Here is a 19,863-nt window from a genome sequence, read left to right on the forward strand (position 1 = left end):
TCCGAATCTTTCTTGACAGTCTGATTCTCTATTTTGTCATCAAAGTAAGGGTGTTAAGTCGCTGGAACCGAAAATTAAAGACGTCCAGAAGTCCGAGGCCATTCCTGAAAAAGCAAGATAGTTGATGAAATAGTGGGCTATAATTGCCGGATAGATTGAGCCAGAACGCCACCGGCAAACCATCAGAGCCGAGCCGGTGATCGCGGTTGCAATGATGACTGCGGGCCCCTGACTCCAGTGGATGAGACCGAATATAGCGGCTGAAACGATAAAGATCTTTGGCGTGGAATATCCGCGTTCTTTAAGTGCACTGAAGGCAAGCCCCCGGAAAATGACTTCTTCCGCAATTGCCACGAGAGCCAGACCGAAAGTCATGTCAATCTGATTAAGAATCGGATTGCTGTCCATTATTGCAGGGTCCAGAAAGGGCATGGGGAAAATCCCGCTCCAGAAAATAATTCCGGGCTCATCAAGGCAGAACCCTGCAGTTGTGAGAATGACAGCCCACGTCAGAAGTTCATTCAAGGACATCCTGACCAGTCCGAGATCTTCAGCGGTCAGATGTCTTTTCTGAAGCATTCTGAATAAAAACCACAATGGAAGAAGCTTAAGGGTGTAATCTATAGCGATCCAGAGTGTGAAGCTGGTGACATAGGCTGTGGAAAAGTCATTCAGGTAAAACGGGAGGGCTGCAATTGCCAGAATTGTGGTCTTATCTTTGTAATTCATATCTTTTAGTCCTTGCCAACCGGTTATTTCTGTTTATCATTACCAGATCACACCTTAAATGGGAGATTTTTTTGAGTCAGGAACTTAATGTAGAGCTTCGCAGTCCCAAGATTGTTACTGCTGAGGAATTTGAAAAGATCAGGTCAGAATCTTTGTCCGGTAAAAAAATAGTTTTTACCAACGGATGTTTTGATATCCTCCATGCCGGCCATGTGGACCTGCTCTCCCGCGCGGGTGAAAATGGGGATTGTCTGGTACTCGGGCTTAACAGTGACAAATCTGTCCGCTCAATCAAAGGCGAGAAGCGTCCTGTCACAGGACAGCGGCAGCGGGCCTTTGTGCTGGCAGGACTTGAATGTATTGATTACGTTATTTATTTTGATGAAGACACTCCGTACAATCTGATCAGCAGAGTGCAGCCTGACGTGCTCGTTAAAGGCGGGGACTGGAGTGTCGATAACATTGTCGGGCGTGACATAGTTGAGGGACGTGGTGGTGAAGTTCTTTCCCTGCCGCTGCTGCCGGGTTATTCAACTACCTCGGTAATACGTTTTATCCGGGAAAACGAAATTGAATAGGCCGGACCTCTCCGATGCAGTTTCAAATCGCGGATTTGTATGCTAGATATTATTATCTTTTTTGATATTTTTTAGTTTTCAGTGCTTGACATGTGTAGCGAGTTATGGGTATTAAGCTCGACTCGCTTGGCGAAACGGGCCAATAGCTCAGTTGGCAGAGCCCCCGGCTCATAACCGGATGGTCCCAGGTTCGAATCCTGGTTGGCCCACCAAATTTTATCATATGGATACATATCAGAAGATGATCCTGACTTTTCCGCTTTTCCAAGTTTGAGAAAGCTCATATGCTCCCGGGGGAAAACCCTTGCGGGAGCATATTATTTTAGCGGATCATGGTTTGTGTCTGTAGATTAAATGCGGTAATAATTGAATATGTCCATCATGTGGCTTCAGGGCTTCGGATGGTTTAAATTCACGGTAGGCGTTATGAAAACAGCAGAAGTTGTCAGCCGGATTGAAAAGATTGTTCCATCAGGATTTGCTGCCTCATGGGATAACTGCGGTGTACAGATAGCCGGAGCCGAACGCAGGGTGGATAAAATTGCCGTGGCTTTGGACCCTCTGCCCCAGGTTGTTTCCAGTGCCCTTGACTGGGGGGCGGATTTCATTCTGACACATCATCCTTTGGCTATTGAGCCAAAGCTTCCGGTCAGACTGGACTGGTATCATGACGTAATGCGGCAGGTCCTGTGCTCGGGAGTTACTCTTTTTGCCTCCCACACTTCTCTGGATGTGCAGTTCAAGGGAGCTGTATCCTGGCTTGGACGGGACCTTAAGCTTAAAAATCTTGAGGTACTTGATCCTGTTGCGGAAAATGAGTCCGGTGATATACTGGGCTACGGCTGCATAGGTGACTGCACAGCCCCCGTGGTTTTCGGTGAATTTGTTGAAAGCGTTTCAGAGCTTTCCGGCTGCGGTGTTGTGGCTATCTGCGGGCCGGAACCTGAAAAAGTTACCCGTGTGGCTATCTGTCCCGGTTCCGGATCGTCTTTCATGGACAGGGCTTTTGCCGCCGGAGCGGATGTGTTCATTACCGGTGATGTTAAGTACCATCCTGCGCAGGAGACCGTTGGCGCGGTTCTCGATGTGGGGCATTTTTCTCTTGAAGAGGAGATGATGCGCCGTTTTGCCGTTTCTCTGGGCAGTGAGCTCGGAGAGGGTATTGAAGTTAAATTTTTCAGCGGACGAAATCCCTTTGCCTACCATGTGCCCGGGGAAGGCGTCCGTCGGTCCTGAAAGGGACTTTGATTACAGAGAATCCAACAGTTCCGTAGAGGCCTTACGGGATTGTATAATGTTTTATAACGGACTGGCCGCCTTTGCGGCAAACCAAGTTTCCGAACATCGATGTGGCGGAGGCCTTTGAAGGCCGTCCGCAAAAGGGGACCCCAGAATGTACGAAAAACAGATAGAACAGCTTGTAATCCTGCAGAAGGTTGATGACGAAATTATCCTTCTTGAAGCGGAAATCGATCAGGCACCCAAAGATGTAGCCGCTCTTGAAGCACGTCATGAATCTCTCATGAAGCGCAAGCAGCAGCTGGATGAAAAGCTTGACCTCCTCAAAGAACAGCGGAAAAAGCTTGAAACCGAGATCGAAGAAGACTCCGTTAAGGTAAAAAAGAGCAAAAGCAAGCTGATGCTTGTTGGTACCACCAAGGAATATCACGCCATGATGCGTGAGATGGACAGCCTTGAAAAGCTCAACCGCCTTCGTGAAGAAGAAAAAATTACCGTTCTCGAAGAAACTGCGCGCCAGACTGAATCTCTGGAAGAACTCAACGCCAAGATCAGCGATCTCAATGAAGAGCTGGATGAAAAGCGTGCCGGGTTGAAAGAGAAGCTCGATGCAGCTAATGCAGAACTTGAGAAGCTGACTAAGCGCCGTGACAAGGCAGGGGACGTTGTTCCCAAACCCATCCTCGGCCGATACGAGTTTATCCGCTCACGTCTTTCCCATCCGGTGATTGTTCCTGTTGAAAACGCAGTCTGCTCCGGTTGCAACATCATGATTCCTCCGCAGGAATATAACGTGCTGCAGGAAGGAAAACAGATCCTGAGCTGTCCCAATTGCCAGCGCCTTATCTACTGGATCGAACATATCCCCGAGGCTGCAAAGCCGAAAGCTCTTCAGAAAGAAGAAGCAAAATAAAATCTTAAAGATTCGTCCCTGTGAGTTTTTTGCTTATCTCGCAGGGGCGTTTTGCCTTAAGTGGCATTGAATTTTGGAGTTGGACGGATCATCGCCGCGGTTTTAGTACCGGGGAGGAAAGTCCGGGCTCCGCAGGGCAGGGCGCTGGGTAACTCCCAGCGGAAGTGATTCCGGGAAAGTGCCACAGAAAACAGACCGCCGCGGTGATTTCACCGGGGTAAGGGTGAAACGGTGGGGTAAGAGCCCACCGGCGGGTATGGTGACATATCCGGCCAGGTAAACCCCGTCCGGAGCAAGACCAAATAGGGAAGTGTTTGAGGCCGGCCCGGCCAAGCTTTCGGGTAGGTTGCTTGAGGTGTATGGTAACATGCATCCTAGAGGAATGATGATCGTCCGCCTTTTGGCGGATACAGGACCCGGCTTATAGTCCGACTCCTTTTTTTGAATAATCGGGCAGCCTTCGGGCTGCCTTTCTCATATCTGACAGGGGATGAATCATGAGCGCATCCGGTGAAGTGTGGGCTGTCCTGCTGGCGGCCGGCAGTGGGACCCGTCTGGCAGAAGCTGCGGGCGGAGTTAAAAAGCAGTTTCTTGAATGGAAAGGATTTCCGCTTTTCTGGCACTCTGCACTGACTTTTTCAAAGACACCAGCTGTGAAGGGTGTTGTTTTTGTTTTTCCACCGGATCAGGTGGAGGAAATGAAATCTGTTGTGGCGGAACTTGATGGTTCAGATTCACTGGGAATGCCATATAGAATAACAGCCGGGGGCCTTAGAAGACAGGACTCGGTTTTTAACGGGTTGAATGAACTTCCTTCCGGGTGTACTCATGTGCTTGTTCATGACTCGGCACGTCCTTTTGCTTCGGTTTCCATGGTCAGTAACATAATTGATATGCTGCACAGCGGTATGGATGCTGTCATTCCGGCGGTCGCTGTTACTGATACCATCAAGGAAGTTGAAGACGGCATAGTGGAGAAGACTCTTGTCCGGTCACGGTTGAGAGCTGTTCAGACTCCGCAGGGCTTTTCGCTGCCGCAGCTTTTCGCTGCCCATAAACAGGCAGATGTGGAGGGCTGGGATGTTACAGATGATGCTTCCATGATAGAAATGGCCGGTAAAAATGTTCATATCTGCCCCGGTGAGGAAGGAAACGTAAAAATGACCAATCCTGAAGATTTGAAGCGCATTGACGAAGGCAAAAGATCTTTGCCTTGCGTGGGCTGGGGATATGATGTCCATAAGTTCGGTGAAGGGCGTCCCATGATTCTCGGGGGAGTGCCGATTCCCGGCGGGCCTGAGGTTATCGCCCATTCCGACGGGGATGTCCTCCTGCACGCGCTGTCCGATGCAATCCTCGGGCTTTTCGGTGGTGGTGATATCGGAACCCATTTCCCCGATACTTCGGATGCCTGCGAAAACATGTCCAGCGGTATTATTCTTAAAGAGGTGATGGTCAAGGCCGAAGAGGCCGGGGTGGAAATTGTCCACGTGGATCTGACAGTTATCGCCCAGATTCCCAAGCTTTCACCACATCGGGAATTGATCCGCAAGAATGTCGCTTCGGTCATGGGGCTTGATAAGGCGCAGGTAAATGTTAAGGCCACGACTGAAGAAAAACTCGGCTTTACAGGCGAGAAAAAGGGAATAAAGGCGGTGGCCGCTGTAACCGGGTTGAGAACCATATCCTGAGGCTTGAAATGGCTGGCGGAAAATCCTTTACAAAATTTCTGATCGTGTTTGTGATTCTGGCCGGTATAATCGCTGGCGGGTATTACAAGCTGGAGGATTTTTCTTCCGCGAAAGTAAGGGAGTTTGCAGAGCGTTATGATAAGTGGGTGCGGGTAGATTTTGACAGGGCGATGATCAATCCGTTTGACCAAAGCCTGAATGTCTGGGGAATAAAATGTGATTTCGCATTCGGATCTACCTGTTCTGCCGGAAAAATAGTTATTGAGGACTTCGATCGTGAGCATCGGATTCCGCAGTTTTTCAAGGGACGTATTGAGGATGTTTCTGTTCCGGTAGATTTTATGAACTTCGGAAGCTATGCCTCTGAATTGAGAAAAGCCGGTTATGAAAAACTGAATTTTGACCTTGAGGCGGACTACATATATGAAGTTCGGACACGGCGTCTTTCTGTCAAAAAAATAAGTTTTGACGGTGATGATACAATGCGCCTAAGCGCAGGATTTGATCTTGGGGATATGAAGCTGCAGAATCCCGGATTGAGTGGGCTCATCGGGGTCAGTATGCTTGATGGCAGGCTTGTTGTTCAGGATCGTTCATTTACTTCCAGAATGATTGAGTTTGCCGCTGAGTCTGAGAATCTGGGATCTGATCAGTTCAGAAACAGATTTCTGGAAGGTCTACAGCTCAGAATGCAGGAGGCCCGCAGCCGTGGAAACGGGCATGCGGAAAATTTTTATGGCGGATTGAAAGAATTCATCGAACGCCCCGGAAAACTGATGCTCAGGGTGGATCCGGTTGAACCGGTTCCTCTGCTCTATATTTTCATGGGTCGCAGTTTTGAAGAGCTGCTGGATGTTTACGGAGTAACGGTTGAAACCGAAAATCCATAATAATCTGAGCATCAATGGACTTTATTCAAGAATAATAAGGAGTGGCTATGCGCCTTTACAATACACTTAAGCGTAAGAAAGAAGAATTTGTTCCCTTAAACGGCAATAAGGTCAGCCTTTATGCGTGCGGAATTACCGCATATGACCTCTGCCATATCGGACATGCCCGCTCTTCCGTGGTCTTTGATGTTCTGGTCCGGTATCTCCGTTTTAAAGGTTATGATGTGACTTTTGTTCGTAACTTTACCGATATTGATGATAAAATCATCAACCGTGCCAATGAGACTGGAGTAAGCTCCATGGAACTGGCTGAAAAATTCATCGGTGAATTTTATGTGGATATGGATAAGCTCAACATCCTGCGCGCAGATATCGAGCCGAAATGTACGGAACACATTCCCGAGATGATCGGCCTAACTGAGACTCTCATCCAAAAGGGGCATGCGTATCCAACTCCTTCAGGTGATGTTTATTTCAAGGTCCGCTCTTTTGAAAATTACGGTAAGCTGTCGGGTAGAAATATCGAGGATATGCAGTCCGGAGCCCGCATCCAGCCCGGAGAAGAAAAGCAGGACCCTCTTGATTTCGCTTTGTGGAAGGCAGCAAAGCCCGGAGAACCTTCATGGGAAAGCCCCTGGGGCAAAGGCCGTCCCGGATGGCACCTTGAGTGTTCCGCAATGAGCGAAAAGTATCTTCCTTTGCCGTTTGATATCCATGGCGGCGGACAGGATCTGAGCTTTCCCCATCATGAAAACGAAATTGCCCAGAGTGAAGCGGCTACCGGAAAAGAGATGGCCCGTTTCTGGGTTCATAACGGATTTGTGCAGATCAACTCCGAGAAAATGTCCAAGTCACTTGGAAACTTTTTCACCATCCGTGATATAATTGCTAAATTTATGCCCGAAACTCTGCGGTATTTTCTGCTGACAATGCATTACCGCAGTCCGCTGGATTTTTCCTTCGGAGCTCTTGAGGAAGCTGAAAAAGGTATCAGGCGGGTGTATACCGCTATCGAGCAGATTGAAGAGGCTTTACTGAAATCCAAATGGTCCAAAGCTGCCCTGCCCGAGGAAGTTGTTGCCGAGATTGCAGATGCCGAAAAAGGTTGGGCTGCTGCAATGGAAGATGACATGAACACTGCCGCAGCATTAGGTCACATGTTTACTCTCATCCGACTTGCCGGACGTATTGCCGAGGAAAAGTCTTGGCGTAAAAGCGAGGGTGGGCGTGATGCCTGGACCCGTATTCTGGAAAATGTAAAGAAATGGGGTGAGGTTCTCGGTATATTCACAGAAGAGCCAAAGATTTTCCTCGAAAATCTGAAGCAGTGTATGCTTGAACGCAAGGGAATCGAAGTGAGCAAGGTGGAAGAGCTTGTATCAGCAAGGCAGGAAGCCAGAAAAAATAAAGATTTTTCCCGTTCTGATGAAATACGGGACGAGTTGATTTCTTTAGGTATTGAAGTAAAAGATACACCGCAGGGCGCTGTGTGGAATGTGATCTAAGCTTTAATAAGATTTATAATTTATATTTGGAAACCGGACGTCAGTCCGGTTTCTTTTTTTTTAGCTAGGGAGTATGGTCGGCTATCCTTAATCAAGAGTGAGGTTTGAATGCGTTTAGGCTTAAGTGGTAAAAGTATCTGCGGGGTAGTCCTTTTTTGCACTGCAATATTTTTCGCAGCGTGGCTGGGGGCGTGTTTACTTATGGAACGAAGTTCCAATGAAATTGAAAAGGTTCTTATGAAAGAGAATCTGACCCGGGCTTCATACGCTATCTCTTCTGAAATACGGACTTTGGAGAGTTATTGTCGTGACTGGGCATGGTGGGACGACAGTTACTCTTTCATGTCAGACAAAAATGAAGAATTCATCAAATCCAATCTCACTGAAGATGTGATGATCAATTTAAATCTGGATATTTTGATATATCTGGATCGTGAGGGAAGAGTTGTTTCCGGTCGGTTTTCTGATGGGGCTGAAACATATTTTGAGTGTTTTGGAAAAGATGGCTGCATGGGTGCTGAAATTCTTGCAGAAACCGGTTCTTTTGGCGATTCGGGGCTGATAAGGATGAATCATAAGATAATGATGGTCTCGGTTCAGAAAATTCTTAACAGTGAAGTGCAGGGAAAGTCTCCGGGATATGTTGTTATGGGGCGCTTTTACGGTGACCCGGCAATCAAGCGGTTGGGAGATGGACTCCTGCTTGATCTGTCCTTCAGCGCTCTTGATGGGATAAGTTCAGAGAAAGTATTTTTCAAGGCGGTTGACCCCGGTGATGATACAATAAAAGGTTTCATGGTTCTTGATGATTTGGACGGCGAACCTCTGGTTCTGCTTCAACTTGAGATGACTCGTGACGCCCATGAAATAGGCAGTGCCATGACCCGTGCCTTTGTAATATGCTTTATGGGAGCCTTGGTTGTTATCGGCATTGCCACCATTGTTCTTCTCAACGTCAACTTTGTTTCAAGAGTAAAGAAACTGCAGGCTCAGTTAAAAGGGGATTCATTTAGTGGAGATGAGCGTCAGACAGTTCTTATAAGTGGAAACGATGAATTGACTGATCTTTCCGCCGCCATAAATGATACACTGGAACGTTTGCAGAATGAGAAGGAAAAGGCCGTGGTTGCAAACAGGGTCAAGAGTGAGTTCCTAGCCAATATGAGTCATGAAATTCGCACTCCCATGCACTCCATTCTGGGAATGGTCGAATTGCTGAAGGAAACGAAGCTTGACGAAGAGCAGCGGGATTTTCTCAATATTGCGGGAACAGCCGGGGAATCCCTGCTCTCAATAATCAACGATGTTCTGGAAATATCCAAGATCGAAGCAGGGCATCTCGAAATTGAGTGTCATACTTTCTTGATTGCAGAGATGGTCGAGAGGGTGGTCGGTATGTTTGAAACTGACGCCCAGAGGAAGGGAATTAAGTTATCCTGCGTTATTGATGACAACGTACCGGAAAAGGTTGTCGGGGATCCCACCCGGATCAGGCAGGTTCTTTTGAATCTAATCAGCAACGCCGTGAAATTTTCTACGGGTGGAGCAGTTGAGGTCAGACTTCATATGGATGAAGGAAGGGTTATGTTCTCTGTGAAGGATAACGGGATCGGTATACCCAAAGAAAAGTTGGATATTATTTTCGAAAGCTTCACTCAGGCAGATTCTTCAACGAGCAGAAAATATGGTGGAACGGGACTTGGGCTCCCCATTTCACGCAAGCTGGTGGCTATGATGGGAGGCGATATGTTCGTCAAGAGCAGGTTGGGTGAAGGCTCGGAGTTCTCTTTTTATGTTAAGCTTGGATAGCCGTTGTGGTTTATATGCTCTATCCGGTTTTTTGATTGCTTTTCTTTTCAGGTATTGACATTATTTATTCAAATCTTAAATCATGTAATGAACCATTAACAGGTTGTGAGGTTTGAAATGAATGATATTCTCGGTCTTTTGGCTATCTTCGCAGTTGTATTTGTAATTGTGAAGCTGGTCATTCCCAAGATGGGAGTTTCGCCTTGACAGATTGGAAAGGGTTCCCGTGGGGAATCTGACGATAAGAAGGGCGGCGGTTGCGGAGGCTGATCAATGCCGATTTATGAATATAAATGCAGAGAATGCGGGCGTCAGTTTGAAGAGCTGGTCTTCTCTACAGCGAAAGAAAATCCGATATGTCCTGAATGTAAAAGCAAAGATACTGAGAAAATACTGTCAACATTTTGCGGAAGGTCTTCTGGCGGAGCAGATTTTATGCCGTCCATGCCTGAAGGCGGCTGTGGCTCATCTGGATTTTCGTGAGGTTGATAGGTCTCTTTCCGGTCGGAAAGTATTTAAAAATCCTCCTGAATTATCATTTCAGGAGGATTTTCTTATGCGTAATTTTTTTTCATAAAATCAATTAAAGTCCTGATCCGGCAATCGTAGGTGTGTTCGGCCAGAATCCGTTTGCGCGCTGCCTTGACTATGTTCTGCCTTGCCTCACTATCCCCGAGGTACTTTTGAATGAGTTCCGGAATTTCATCTATTGAATTATATATGGCGATCTCTTTTTCTGGCTCAAAGAGTTTTTCCACCTGATAGCGGTGGTCTGTTAATAGGAATCCATTACATGCGGGAACATCAAAGACTCGTTGGTTCACAGCTCCCTTCATCTGCTGGCTGGTGCAGTTGAAATTGATTTTAGAGCAGGGATAAAATTCAGGAAGATCATTGTAATATGACAGTTCCCGGTGATAATCCCAGTTGTCTTCTTCGTCTAAAAGTTGGTGCCAACCATCATCTCCCACAATTAGCGGATTGAAATCCAGAGTCTTTCTTACGCAGGAAAGGCGGTATTCTAGTGTGGCTTTCCAGATAATCAGGGTTTCGAAGGCAAGTTTCCGGTATGGTGAGATCAGATTTTCATAGTGTGGCAACAGCTCCGGATAATTCGCAGAGAGAAAATTTAGCACGGAAGGCTCAGAGTTCCTTCCAAAGTGGCGAGCCACATCCTCCCATTTCTCAAGGAGTATTCCGGAAAGCCCGGCGGCCTCAAGGCGTTTTTTCGTCTTGTGGACCATAGAATTGCCAACAAAGGAAATATCTCTGGCCCATCGATTTTTAATGCATCCTTTGGAGGGGATAAAACGGGTCTGGTCTGTGCCGAGTGGGAGGTGAAAAATGTTGCTGAATCCCATGTCGCGAAGAGCATCCATGCGATCAGCGTCCCAGGTGAATATTACAGTCTGTGCATTCGCCTGCGCCTTGTAAAGCGGGAGTATAAGCTGGGGATTATCCACAAACCACGATGCAAGCGGAACCTGAAACTTATGAAGGAGGGTGTTCAGAACTCCTTCCTGATCCACCCCCAAGTGGTTGACCGTGAGCACGAAATCAGGGCGGAATGTGTCCAGTGCCTTGGAAATTCTGCCTACAAAGTTTTCAAGCTCCATTTCCTTAGTGTCCATATTGATGAACATGTGGGGAATTCCCTGTCTTTGGCAGGCGGAGACGATTTCTCCCATTAAAAAATACTGGCTGGTCAAAAGCAGAATGCGCGGTACAGGGCTCCGAAACTTGGGCCAGGATGGAAATTCAGGTTTTTCCTCGGATTCTTTCTGGAGGATAGTTTCAACCTGGATATAAAAATCTGAAAGACGCAGATAAAAGGGAATCTTAAGAAGCTGTATCTTTTGGCCGAAATTCTCCTCAAGCTCAAGTATATGCCGTGCTGCGTTCAGAGGGGAGGAAGTAGTGATCCATATTACATTCGGAAATTTACGCAATTCGCTTCGGAGGCCGGTTGCTTCAAGAATATCTGGCTGATTGTCCAGAATGAGCAGTGGACGGTCTTTTCTCTTTGCCAGTATTTTTGCCGCTACTCCTGTTCCTGCTCCGATAAGGACAGGGGTATGGTCTTTCTCCAACTGTGCGGCAAGTTCGGTTTCTTTCCGGTGGCCGAAGCGGCCCCACATGTGTTTTGTTTTTCCGTCACAGATTATTCTGACATCATAAGGTCCAGATTCTTCTGTGAGCAGTTCTGCTTGGCAGGCTTTCATGATTGCCCTACCACGAATCGCGCGCAGGTTTATGGTAGAAAAATTCTAGCCTGCGGTTTTTACGGCGGTTTTCGGCAGTGTCATTTTTAACAAGCGGTTGCGTATCTGCGTAGCCTACTGCTTTAAGCCTTTTGGGTGCAATACCGCCCTTTTCTATTATGTAGCGCAACGCGCTTGCCGCTCGGGCAGATGACAGCTCCCAGTTTGTGGGGAATTTTCTGGTCCGTTTTTCCGAGTTGTCAGTATGCCCCCGGACAACAAGGTTGTAATTGTGCTCCTTGAGGAACTCGATAACCTTGTCCAGAATTTTGCTGGCACCGGGGTTCAGTTCTGCAGTTCCCGGTTTGAAAAGTGATGCTGAGTCTGCGTTTACCAGTACCCCGTCCCGGTCAGCCTTTACTCCGGTAGATTTTCTGGTGGCCTCTTCTTGATCCAGTAGGGCCTTGATTTGCAGAACCAATCCCAGAAGTCTTTTGTCGTTGCTGTCCATCTTGACTTCTTTACGCTCAAGGTCTGACGGAACCAATGAGAGATGATCCGCTTCTCTGCGTTCAATTTTAACACCGAATGCATCCCTGATGGAACCAAGCAACTCTTTGAACTTGGCAAGGTCGTTGTTGGCAAAAGAAAGCAGCAGAACGAAAAAGCAGAGCAGCAGAGTAACCATATCGGCGAATGTAGCCATCCACGGAGGAAGTCCTTCTTCCGGTGGTGGGCTGTTATCCTTTGGTTTGATAACAACTATTTTTGCCATATTCTGCCTTGGGTCTGTGCTTTGTTCTGGTAAAAGCCTGGATTAGGCTGATGCGTCACGCATTGCAGGAGCGAGGAAAGACTGAAGCTTCTCTTTCACTATGGAAGGGTGCTCCCCTTTCTGGATTGCAACTACCCCTTCGACCATTATCTCCATGTACAGCGATTCTTCAAGGGAACGCTCTTCAAGTTTCTTAGCCAAAGGTAGAAAGACAACGTTGGCCACGACAGCACCGTAAAGAGTTGTCAGCAACGCAACTGCCATGGCAGGACCGATGGCATCGGGGTCGCTCAGATTTGAAAGCATATTTACCAGACCGATCAGAGTACCGATCATCCCGAAAGCTGGGGCCATTGTTCCCATACCTTTCATTACCGCCTGCCCCTGAAAATGCCTTTTCTTCATAAAGTCGATTTCGATTTCCATGATCTGCCGCACGAGATCACCGTCAGTTCCGTCTGCTACGAGGATAATTCCTTTTTTGAGGTATTCATCATCGATTGAAACTTTTTCGAGAGCAACAAGACTCTCCTTTCTGGCTGTTTCGGCAAGAGCCACGATCTGATCTATAATGGCTTTCGGGTCACTGGGTTTGGCGAAAAAACCTTTAAGGGCAATTTTAAAGGCTTTCAGTACAACGCCCATGGGAAACATAATGAAAGCAGAGGCAAATGTTCCACCGAAAACAACTACAACAGATGGGGGATCTATGAAGCCGGCGGCATTACCACCCATGATAATAGTGGCTACAATGAGTCCGAATCCCCCGACGATACCGATTAAGGTTGCAATATCCATATTTTTTCTATTTTTTTAGTGCGGGTGAACCCACTTTAATTTCATTGTTTTCATAGTAGAAAAGTACATTCTCAAGCGGAGTGTCGACCTGCATGTAAGCCTGGCCGATGCTTATTTCAACTCCGGGTTTGACAAGTCCCCCAACCATGATTTTGCAGCTTTCCAGATTTTCTGTCTGCTGGATTTTGTCCCACAATTGTCTTTTCTTGTTTTTGAGAAATCTGATCTTCATTTCATTTTTCTCAATTTTCTGTCTGAAATCAGACGTAGCCGCAGCTCCGTTGCTCATAGCCTTAAGAAGTACATCAACATTGTTTTTAAGCAGCGAAATCTGGGCTGAAATTTTGTCAATCTGGAGCAGAAGCAGCGGGTTGTAGCCTACGATGACCTGAGCCTGTGCACTCAGCCCGCCCCCAAGCTGTTCTCCCACATAAACGTATTGACAACTGTAGCATTTACCGCCAGCCAGTCTACCTTTAACTGCGAATTTTCCTTCACAGTATATATTAGTATGCATGCAGTTTTTATCAATGATAATATTTCCACCACTGACAAGTGTTGCATTTTCGCAAAAAGTTGTTCTCAGGGTCTTTTTCGATTCCACATGGGCCTTGCTGTTGCCCTTTATTCCACCATCACATTTGAGAAAACCTGCGGCATGCACGTTTGCCTGCTCGATTACACCCTTAACATTTACATTATTGGCCTTAACATCGAGACCGGATTTAATTGCTCCATGGACTACGAGGTCTCCCACAAAAAAAATGTTCCCGGTGGAAATATTGACGTCACCACGAACATTCAGCAATTCCTTGACCGTGATCAGGCCAGATTCATTGTAGAATACATAGCCGTTTTTAGTGGCAATCAACTGATCCCTGTTCTCAGGATTTGTCTTGGTGTTAGGCCCGGCAGGCAGCTTTTTGTCTGTAAAGTGGCGGTATCCGTATGGGCATTGATCATCGGCAACCTGCTCATCCCACTGGGCGAGGACCTGCCCTGTGATCACACTCTGGACATAGCCCATGTTGTAGTAATCAACACTTCCGTCGCTTTTTTCCACCGGTTTGAGATTCTGATAATCGAAGTCTGGGTCAAAGTAGTGTCTCAGGCAAGGCATTTAAAAGCTCCGGACCGGTAAAGGCTGTTCTAGATGATTTCCCGTTCGTCTTCGATGATAGTGAAAAATGATATAAGTCTTACGAGTTCGAGTGTTTTGCAGATCTGCTCACTCGGTTTAAGAAGAAACATGTTTTTGTTTATACTTTTCAAGCGTGAATTCAGGGAAACCAGAAATCCGATGCCGGAGCTGTCCAGAAAATGTGCTTCGGAAAGGTCGGCCACTACTGCATTGACTTCGGCAGATTCACTTTTGGCTTCAGCCACTTCTTTGAAATCGTAAATGGTTTCTATGGTGACTTCCCTGCCGCATTTGAGGGTCAGAATGCCGTCTTCAATTTTTATTCTTTCCTCAGCCATTTTTTTTCCTCTATTATTCTGGTCAGCTTGATTGTATTTTTACCGTCTTTCTGTATCAATTCGAAGGAGTCCATAAGTTTGGACATTATAAACATCCCGCGTCCGCCAACGGCTTCAGGAGCCGGCATGCTGAAGTCTATGGATTGGGAGCACATGCCTTTACCCCAGTCTGATATTTCGAATACAACCATCTTGCCGGGGTCCAGGGTTATTGCGAGCTCAAGTCTGTTGCATGGCTCATCATCTTCATATGCATGGCGTGCGACATTGGAGCAGCCCTCGGTAAGGACAAGGTCAATATCATGGAGCATATCCTCATCCGCGATATAGTCTTTGAGGATATTTATTGCCTTGCGTGCAACTTCTCTGCTTTTTTCCGGTGTAGGAACTGCTTCCAGCACATAATTATGCATGAATGCTCCAATTAGAATCGCTGACATTCAGTCAGCAATGACAGTTGTTACAACTTAATGCTATGTTCTCATCTTAAGTTCAATATACCTAATCCTCACTTTTTAGCAAAGGAAGTCAAGGTAAAACAGGAAAATCAGGCAAAATCTCTGGAATCAAGGATAATTGTAACAGGCCCCCAGTTGACGAAATCCACATTCATCATGGCCCCGAATTCTCCTGTGGCAACCTTTCCCGGGGCTTTTGCGGAAACATCAGCTGTGAACCTGTCACATAATCCGTGTGCAAGATCCGGCGCTGCCGCATCAGTGAATGAGGGACGCCTGCCTTTTTTGCAGGAGGCATAGAGTGTGAACTGGGAAACCAGCAGAATGTCACCTTCAATGTCAGCCAGTGATTTGTTCATCCGCCCGTCATCATCTTCAAATATTCTGAGTCCGATCATTTTGTCGATCAGCGTGTTCCAGACTTTTGATCCGGGAAGTTCTTCACTGTCCTCTTTACCGAATCCGACCAGAACCATTATTCCGGGACCGATCTCTCCGACTGTGTTCTCTTCAACATCAACCTTTCCGCCACTGGTCCTTTGAATTACTAGCCGCATTACCTAATCCTCGAAATAGCTTGCGACGGAAGAATCCTTTTCGGAAACAGAGGCGTAGACCATACGGACATGTTCATTCGCGATTCTTTTTTTCATTTCCTGATAAATATAACGGGCTATGTTTTCCGAAGACGGGTTGCGGTGCTCAAAATACTCCACACTGTTGAGGTGCTTATGGTCAAGAGTATCAAGGACTTCTCCAAGTTCTTTCTTCAGCTCCTTGAAATCCATAAGTATTTCAACTTTTGAATCAAGGTGGTTGCCTTCTATTTCAACTTCTACGCCGAAGTTGTGACCGTGCATGTTTTCGCACTTTCCACCGTAGTTTCTGAGCTGGTGTGCCGCGCTGAAGTCCTTTTTGACTTTGAGTCTCCATTTTCCTTTGCTCATATATTTCTCCGTATCATTGTCGTTATTTAGCAGTAGTTCCTTTCGGAGTGCCCGAAAGGAACTACTATCTTAAAAAAGTAAGTGTATCAAATAGTTAGCCGCGAAGGGGTCTTTATAACTTATTGATCATTGAATCAGGGAACTGTTTCCGTTTCCGTTTTTCCGCCATTGGTTGAATTCACGCCAGAAATCACCGTTGGGGCGGATGTTATAGCTATGTCCCAGCCTTAAAGTGCAGACGGAATTATCCAGAAATATCTGCAGTGTCACCGGGGCAGAACCGGGATATCCACCGAGTATGGCTTTGAGTTCAGCTATCCCCTCATCGGAGCACAGACTGTGGTGCACGGGAAGTGGAACTGCCTCCTGACATCCGGCCTGCGCATTTTCCAGAGGACTGACTTCATCAGCCATCACCTTGGCCTGTGCCAGACCTTCCTCTTCACCATCCTCCGGCGGAGGATTGTCAACTTTGCCTTTGATCAGCAGGGGGATATCCTGTCCTAAATATTGAGCTGCCCCTTCGTATGCGTTGGGAAATACAATAAGCTCTCCGGAACCGGTCATGTCTTCCATATTGCAGAAAGCCATCTTTTTTCCTTTCTTGGTTATATGCTCCTTGAATCCGGTGATGATCACTCCCAGTCTTATCTGGGCTTCATGGGCCATCTGTTTGCATCCTTCTATTGTCTGCAGGCCCAGTCGGTTCATTTCGTGCCTGTAGCTCAGGAGGGGATGACAGGTCAGATAGAACCCTAGGGCTTCCTTTTCAAGTCTCTGCATTTCCTTGTCATCCATCTCAGGTAGATTGAACTCTTCAAAAGTAACAGTTGCAGGCTCCTGATCTTCTCCTCCGCCTCCGAGCATATCCAGCATGTTGATCATCCCGGAATCTTTTTCTTTGGCTTTTTTCTGACCATAGGCAACAACCCGGTCAAGCGATGCGATCATACCCGCCCTTGAGCCGCCCATTGAATCAAAAGCTCCGGCGCGGATCAGGTATTCAATTACCCTTTTTGTTACCCGCCTCAAGTTCACGCGAGTCACAAAATCTACAAAATCATTGAAGACTCCATTCTGTCTGCGTTCGGCCACAATTTCATTAATAGCTTCTTCGCCGACATTCTTGATCCCGGCCATCCCGTAGATTATGTCCCCTTCGTAAACCGAGAAACGAGCAATACCCAGATTGATATCCGGCTGGCGGACAGTAACATTCATATCTCGGCAGGCGTTGATATACATGATGATCTTATCAGTATTGTTCATTTCTGTGCTCATCAGGGCAGCCATGAATTCCACTGGAAAGTGTGCCTTTAAATATGCTGTGTAATATGAAATCAGTGCGTATGCAGCCGAATGTGACTTGTTGAAGCCGTATGCCGCGAACTGTTCCATGAGGTCGAAGATGTCGTTGGCTGTTTTTTCAGGAATTTCGTTTTCGCGTGCTCCTTCCAGAAAACGGACTCTGTGTTTGGCCATTTCCTCGGGAATCTTTTTACCCATGGCTCGCCGCAGAAGGTCACCCTCACCGAGAGAGTAGTTTGCGATGGTCATGGCAGCTGCCATAACCTGCTCCTGATAAACGATGACCCCGTATGTGGGGGCAAGGCTTGGTTCAAGGGTAGGCCAGAGGTAGCTGACTTCTATTTCTCCATGTTTACGCTTGATGAATTCATCAACCATCCCGGAGCCAAGTGGACCCGGGCGGTAAAGGGCCAGCATAGCGATGATGTCTTCAAAACAGCTTGGTCTCAACATACGCAGGTATTTACGCATGCCTGAAGACTCAACCTGAAAGACCCCGTCAGTGTCACCCTTGCAGAAAATGTCGAATGTAGCGGGATCGTCCAGAGACAGAGTGTCCAGATCCGGAGCCTCCTTGCCCTGAAGACGGATGATATCGAGGCAGTCCTCGATAACGGTCATGGTTCGCAGACCCAGAAAGTCGAATTTGATCAGGCCGACTTTTTCGACCTTTTTCATATCGTACTGGGTTACAATTTCACCCTTTTTACCCTTATAGAGTGGCAGGTAATCGGTCATGGGTTTGTCTGAGATAACAACCCCGGCAGCGTGAGTTGATGCATGCCGGGACATTCCCTCAAGACGGGTTGCGATATCCATCAGCTTTGCGATCTTGGGGTTGGTGTCCACCATGTTCTGGAGCTCTGGTATGGCTTTGACCGCATTAGGGACTGTAATCTTAGCTTTTTTAACTCCGAGGCCCTGCGCTATGATTGCCGGATCGTCAGGAACCAGTTTGGCGATAGGGTCGGTTTCGGAGAAGTGCATACCCAGAGCGCGCCCCACATCCTTGATTACCGCCTTGGTTTTCATGGTTCCGTAGGTAGTGATCTGGGCCACATGGTCAAAACCGTATTTTTCAGAGCAGTAATGGACAACTTCAAGACGGCGGCGTTCGCAGAAGTCGACATCGATATCCGGCATGGAAACACGCTCAACGTTCAGAAATCTTTCAAAAAGAAGGTCATAGGGGAGCGGGTCCAGGTTTGTGATGCGAAGAGCCCACGCAACGATTGATCCTGCAGCCGAGCCTCGGCCCGGACCTACCGGGATTTTATTGTCTTTGGCCCAGTTGATAAAGTCCTGAACGATAAGGAAGTAGGCTGGGAAGCCCATCTCGTTGATGACGCCAAGCTCATACTCAAGCCTGTCCCAGTATTTTTTCTCGTCAATCTTATACGGGGCACTTTCAATGCGCTTTTGCAGGCCTTCCTTGCAGAGCCGGACAAATTCGGTCTCAATGGTCATTCCTTCCGGAAGTTCATACTCCGGGAAGTAGTAGTTGCCCAGCTCGATTTCCAGATTGCACATTTCGGCAATCCTCTGGGTGTTGGCGATTGCTTCCGGAACATGGGCAAATTCCTGTTCAAACTCTTCCTGCGGCTTGAAATACAGCTGGTCTGTGTCCATGCGAAAACGTTTCTGCGCATCCACAGTGGTCTGGGTCTGGATGCACAGCAGGAGATCGTGGGCTTCATAGTCTTCCTGGGTCAGGTAGTGGCAGTCATTGGTCGCAACCAGAGGCAGGCCGGTTTTTTCTGAACACTGGATGAGCAGATCGTTGGCCACTTCCTGATCCTTGAGCCCATTGGATTGAATTTCAAGATAGAAGTTGCCGGGAAAAATTTCGGCATACTGTTTAGCCATTTCAACCCCGGCATCAAGACCTTCATTTCTCAGAGCACGGGGGATCTCTCCGGCAAGGCAAGCGGAAAGAGCGATCACTCCTTCACTGTATTTATTCAGAAGATATTTACTGACCCTGGGCTTGTAATGAAAGCCTTCAAGGAAGCCAAGCGAGCAGAGCTTGATGATATTTTTATACCCCTGCTGGTTCTTGGCCAGCAGCACAAGGTGGTAACGGTGTCTGCTGTCTTTTCTGGTATGGGCAAGTTCATCATCGATATCACCGGGCGCAACGTAGACTTCACAGCCGATGATGGGTTTAATGCCCATATCCATTGCCGTCATATAGAATGTGACTGCGCCGAACATTGATCCGTGGTCAGTAATGGCTACTGCGGGCATGCCGAAATCCTTGGCCTGCTGGCATAAATCCTTGATGCGGATCGCTCCGTCCAGAAGGCTGTATTCGGTGTGGACATGGAGATGAACGAATTCTGACATATTTATCCTTGGTATATCTAGGTCTTAAGCTTTAATCTGTTTAGACAGGCCCAATAAAGTATCGGGCTTTCACGTGTGTACGTGTTATGATTCGTTTTGATTTTGACGGGGTTTACTCCGGCAGCCAATGGAGCAGAGCTCCTTCGGAATCTCTTTTACAGAGATCTGTATGGATGATTAAATTTTGCCGGGTGGGT

General features: G+C 47.3%; 18 protein-coding genes, 1 tRNA gene and 1 other RNA gene. 10 read left to right on the plus strand and 10 right to left on the minus strand.

All coding sequences use genetic code 11. From position 1 onward, the window contains the following. Positions 1-39: 39 nt before the first annotated feature. Positions 40-729 carry a CPBP family intramembrane glutamic endopeptidase gene (locus ACZ5PW_RS04360; protein WP_464558303.1) on the minus strand — a complete coding sequence of 230 codons (690 nt, stop codon included), beginning with the start codon at positions 727-729 and terminating at the stop codon, positions 40-42. A gap of 71 nt (positions 730-800) precedes the next feature. On the opposite strand from ACZ5PW_RS04360, the gene rfaE2 reads away from it, so the two are divergent. The 10 genes from rfaE2 to ACZ5PW_RS04410 all read left to right on the plus strand — a co-directional run bounded on the left by rfaE2 (position 801) and on the right by ACZ5PW_RS04410 (position 9,837). Beyond that, complete coding sequence (gene rfaE2, locus ACZ5PW_RS04365) at positions 801-1,307, plus strand: D-glycero-beta-D-manno-heptose 1-phosphate adenylyltransferase (protein WP_464558305.1); 507 nt, start codon at positions 801-803, stop codon at positions 1,305-1,307. A gap of 136 nt (positions 1,308-1,443) precedes the next feature. Then, a tRNA-Ile gene (locus ACZ5PW_RS04370) sits at positions 1,444-1,519 on the plus strand. Between the two features lie 214 nt (positions 1,520-1,733). Beyond that, positions 1,734-2,543, plus strand: a complete 810-nt coding sequence (locus ACZ5PW_RS04375; protein WP_464558307.1) for a Nif3-like dinuclear metal center hexameric protein — start codon at positions 1,734-1,736, stop codon at positions 2,541-2,543. Between the two features lie 157 nt (positions 2,544-2,700). Then, a complete protein-coding gene (locus ACZ5PW_RS04380; protein ID WP_464558309.1) occupies positions 2,701-3,459 on the plus strand; it encodes a zinc ribbon domain-containing protein in 759 nt (252 codons plus the stop codon). 75 nt (positions 3,460-3,534) lie between these two features. After that, positions 3,535-3,899, plus strand: an RNA gene (gene rnpB, locus ACZ5PW_RS04385) — RNase P RNA component class A. 57 nt (positions 3,900-3,956) lie between these two features. Continuing rightward, positions 3,957-5,150 carry a 2-C-methyl-D-erythritol 4-phosphate cytidylyltransferase gene (gene ispD, locus ACZ5PW_RS04390; RefSeq protein ID WP_464558311.1) on the plus strand — a complete coding sequence of 398 codons (1,194 nt, stop codon included), beginning with the start codon at positions 3,957-3,959 and terminating at the stop codon, positions 5,148-5,150. Positions 5,151-5,158: 8 nt separating this feature from the next. Then, positions 5,159-6,040, plus strand: a complete 882-nt coding sequence (locus ACZ5PW_RS04395) for a hypothetical protein (RefSeq protein WP_464558313.1) — start codon at positions 5,159-5,161, stop codon at positions 6,038-6,040. Positions 6,041-6,087: 47 nt separating this feature from the next. Next, positions 6,088-7,545, plus strand: coding sequence for a cysteine--tRNA ligase (gene cysS / locus ACZ5PW_RS04400; RefSeq protein ID WP_464558315.1), 1,458 nt, complete (start codon positions 6,088-6,090; stop codon positions 7,543-7,545). A gap of 201 nt (positions 7,546-7,746) precedes the next feature. After that, positions 7,747-9,354, plus strand: a complete 1,608-nt coding sequence (locus ACZ5PW_RS04405; protein ID WP_464558317.1) for a sensor histidine kinase — start codon at positions 7,747-7,749, stop codon at positions 9,352-9,354. A gap of 273 nt (positions 9,355-9,627) precedes the next feature. After that, entirely contained in the window at positions 9,628-9,837 is a 210-nt protein-coding gene (locus tag ACZ5PW_RS04410; protein WP_464558319.1) for an FmdB family zinc ribbon protein, read from the plus strand. A gap of 71 nt (positions 9,838-9,908) precedes the next feature. Here ACZ5PW_RS04410 and ACZ5PW_RS04415 read toward each other — a convergent pair whose 3' ends face one another. The 9 genes from ACZ5PW_RS04415 to dnaE all read right to left on the minus strand — a co-directional run bounded on the left by ACZ5PW_RS04415 (position 9,909) and on the right by dnaE (position 19,666). Next, positions 9,909-11,576, minus strand: coding sequence for a CgeB family protein (locus tag ACZ5PW_RS04415; RefSeq protein WP_464558321.1), 1,668 nt, complete (start codon positions 11,574-11,576; stop codon positions 9,909-9,911). Positions 11,577-11,583: 7 nt separating this feature from the next. After that, on the minus strand, positions 11,584-12,330 hold the full coding sequence (locus ACZ5PW_RS04420) for an OmpA family protein (RefSeq protein ID WP_464558323.1): 747 nt from the start codon (positions 12,328-12,330) through the stop codon (positions 11,584-11,586). Between the two features lie 42 nt (positions 12,331-12,372). Next, positions 12,373-13,128, minus strand: a complete 756-nt coding sequence (locus tag ACZ5PW_RS04425) for a motility protein A (protein ID WP_464558325.1) — start codon at positions 13,126-13,128, stop codon at positions 12,373-12,375. A 7-nt stretch (positions 13,129-13,135) separates the two neighbouring features. Next, on the minus strand, positions 13,136-14,248 hold the full coding sequence (locus tag ACZ5PW_RS04430) for a FapA family protein (protein ID WP_464558327.1): 1,113 nt from the start codon (positions 14,246-14,248) through the stop codon (positions 13,136-13,138). Between the two features lie 29 nt (positions 14,249-14,277). Further along, on the minus strand, positions 14,278-14,607 hold the full coding sequence (locus ACZ5PW_RS04435; protein WP_464558329.1) for an STAS domain-containing protein: 330 nt from the start codon (positions 14,605-14,607) through the stop codon (positions 14,278-14,280). Continuing rightward, positions 14,589-15,020, minus strand: a complete 432-nt coding sequence (locus ACZ5PW_RS04440; protein ID WP_464558331.1) for an ATP-binding protein — start codon at positions 15,018-15,020, stop codon at positions 14,589-14,591. Before ACZ5PW_RS04440 ends, ACZ5PW_RS04435 begins: the two co-directional genes overlap by 19 nt. Positions 15,021-15,154: 134 nt before the next feature. Then, positions 15,155-15,622 (minus strand): D-aminoacyl-tRNA deacylase, encoded by a 468-nt coding sequence (gene dtd / locus ACZ5PW_RS04445; protein WP_464558333.1) that lies wholly within the window; start codon positions 15,620-15,622, stop codon positions 15,155-15,157. Positions 15,623-15,625: 3 nt separating this feature from the next. Next, positions 15,626-16,012 carry a 6-carboxytetrahydropterin synthase QueD gene (gene queD, locus ACZ5PW_RS04450; protein WP_464558335.1) on the minus strand — a complete coding sequence of 129 codons (387 nt, stop codon included), beginning with the start codon at positions 16,010-16,012 and terminating at the stop codon, positions 15,626-15,628. Between the two features lie 126 nt (positions 16,013-16,138). Next, complete coding sequence (gene dnaE / locus ACZ5PW_RS04455) at positions 16,139-19,666, minus strand: DNA polymerase III subunit alpha (protein ID WP_464558337.1); 3,528 nt, start codon at positions 19,664-19,666, stop codon at positions 16,139-16,141. Between the last annotated feature and the right edge of the window lie 197 nt (positions 19,667-19,863).

It is taken from the genome of Maridesulfovibrio salinus, assembly GCF_055394525.1.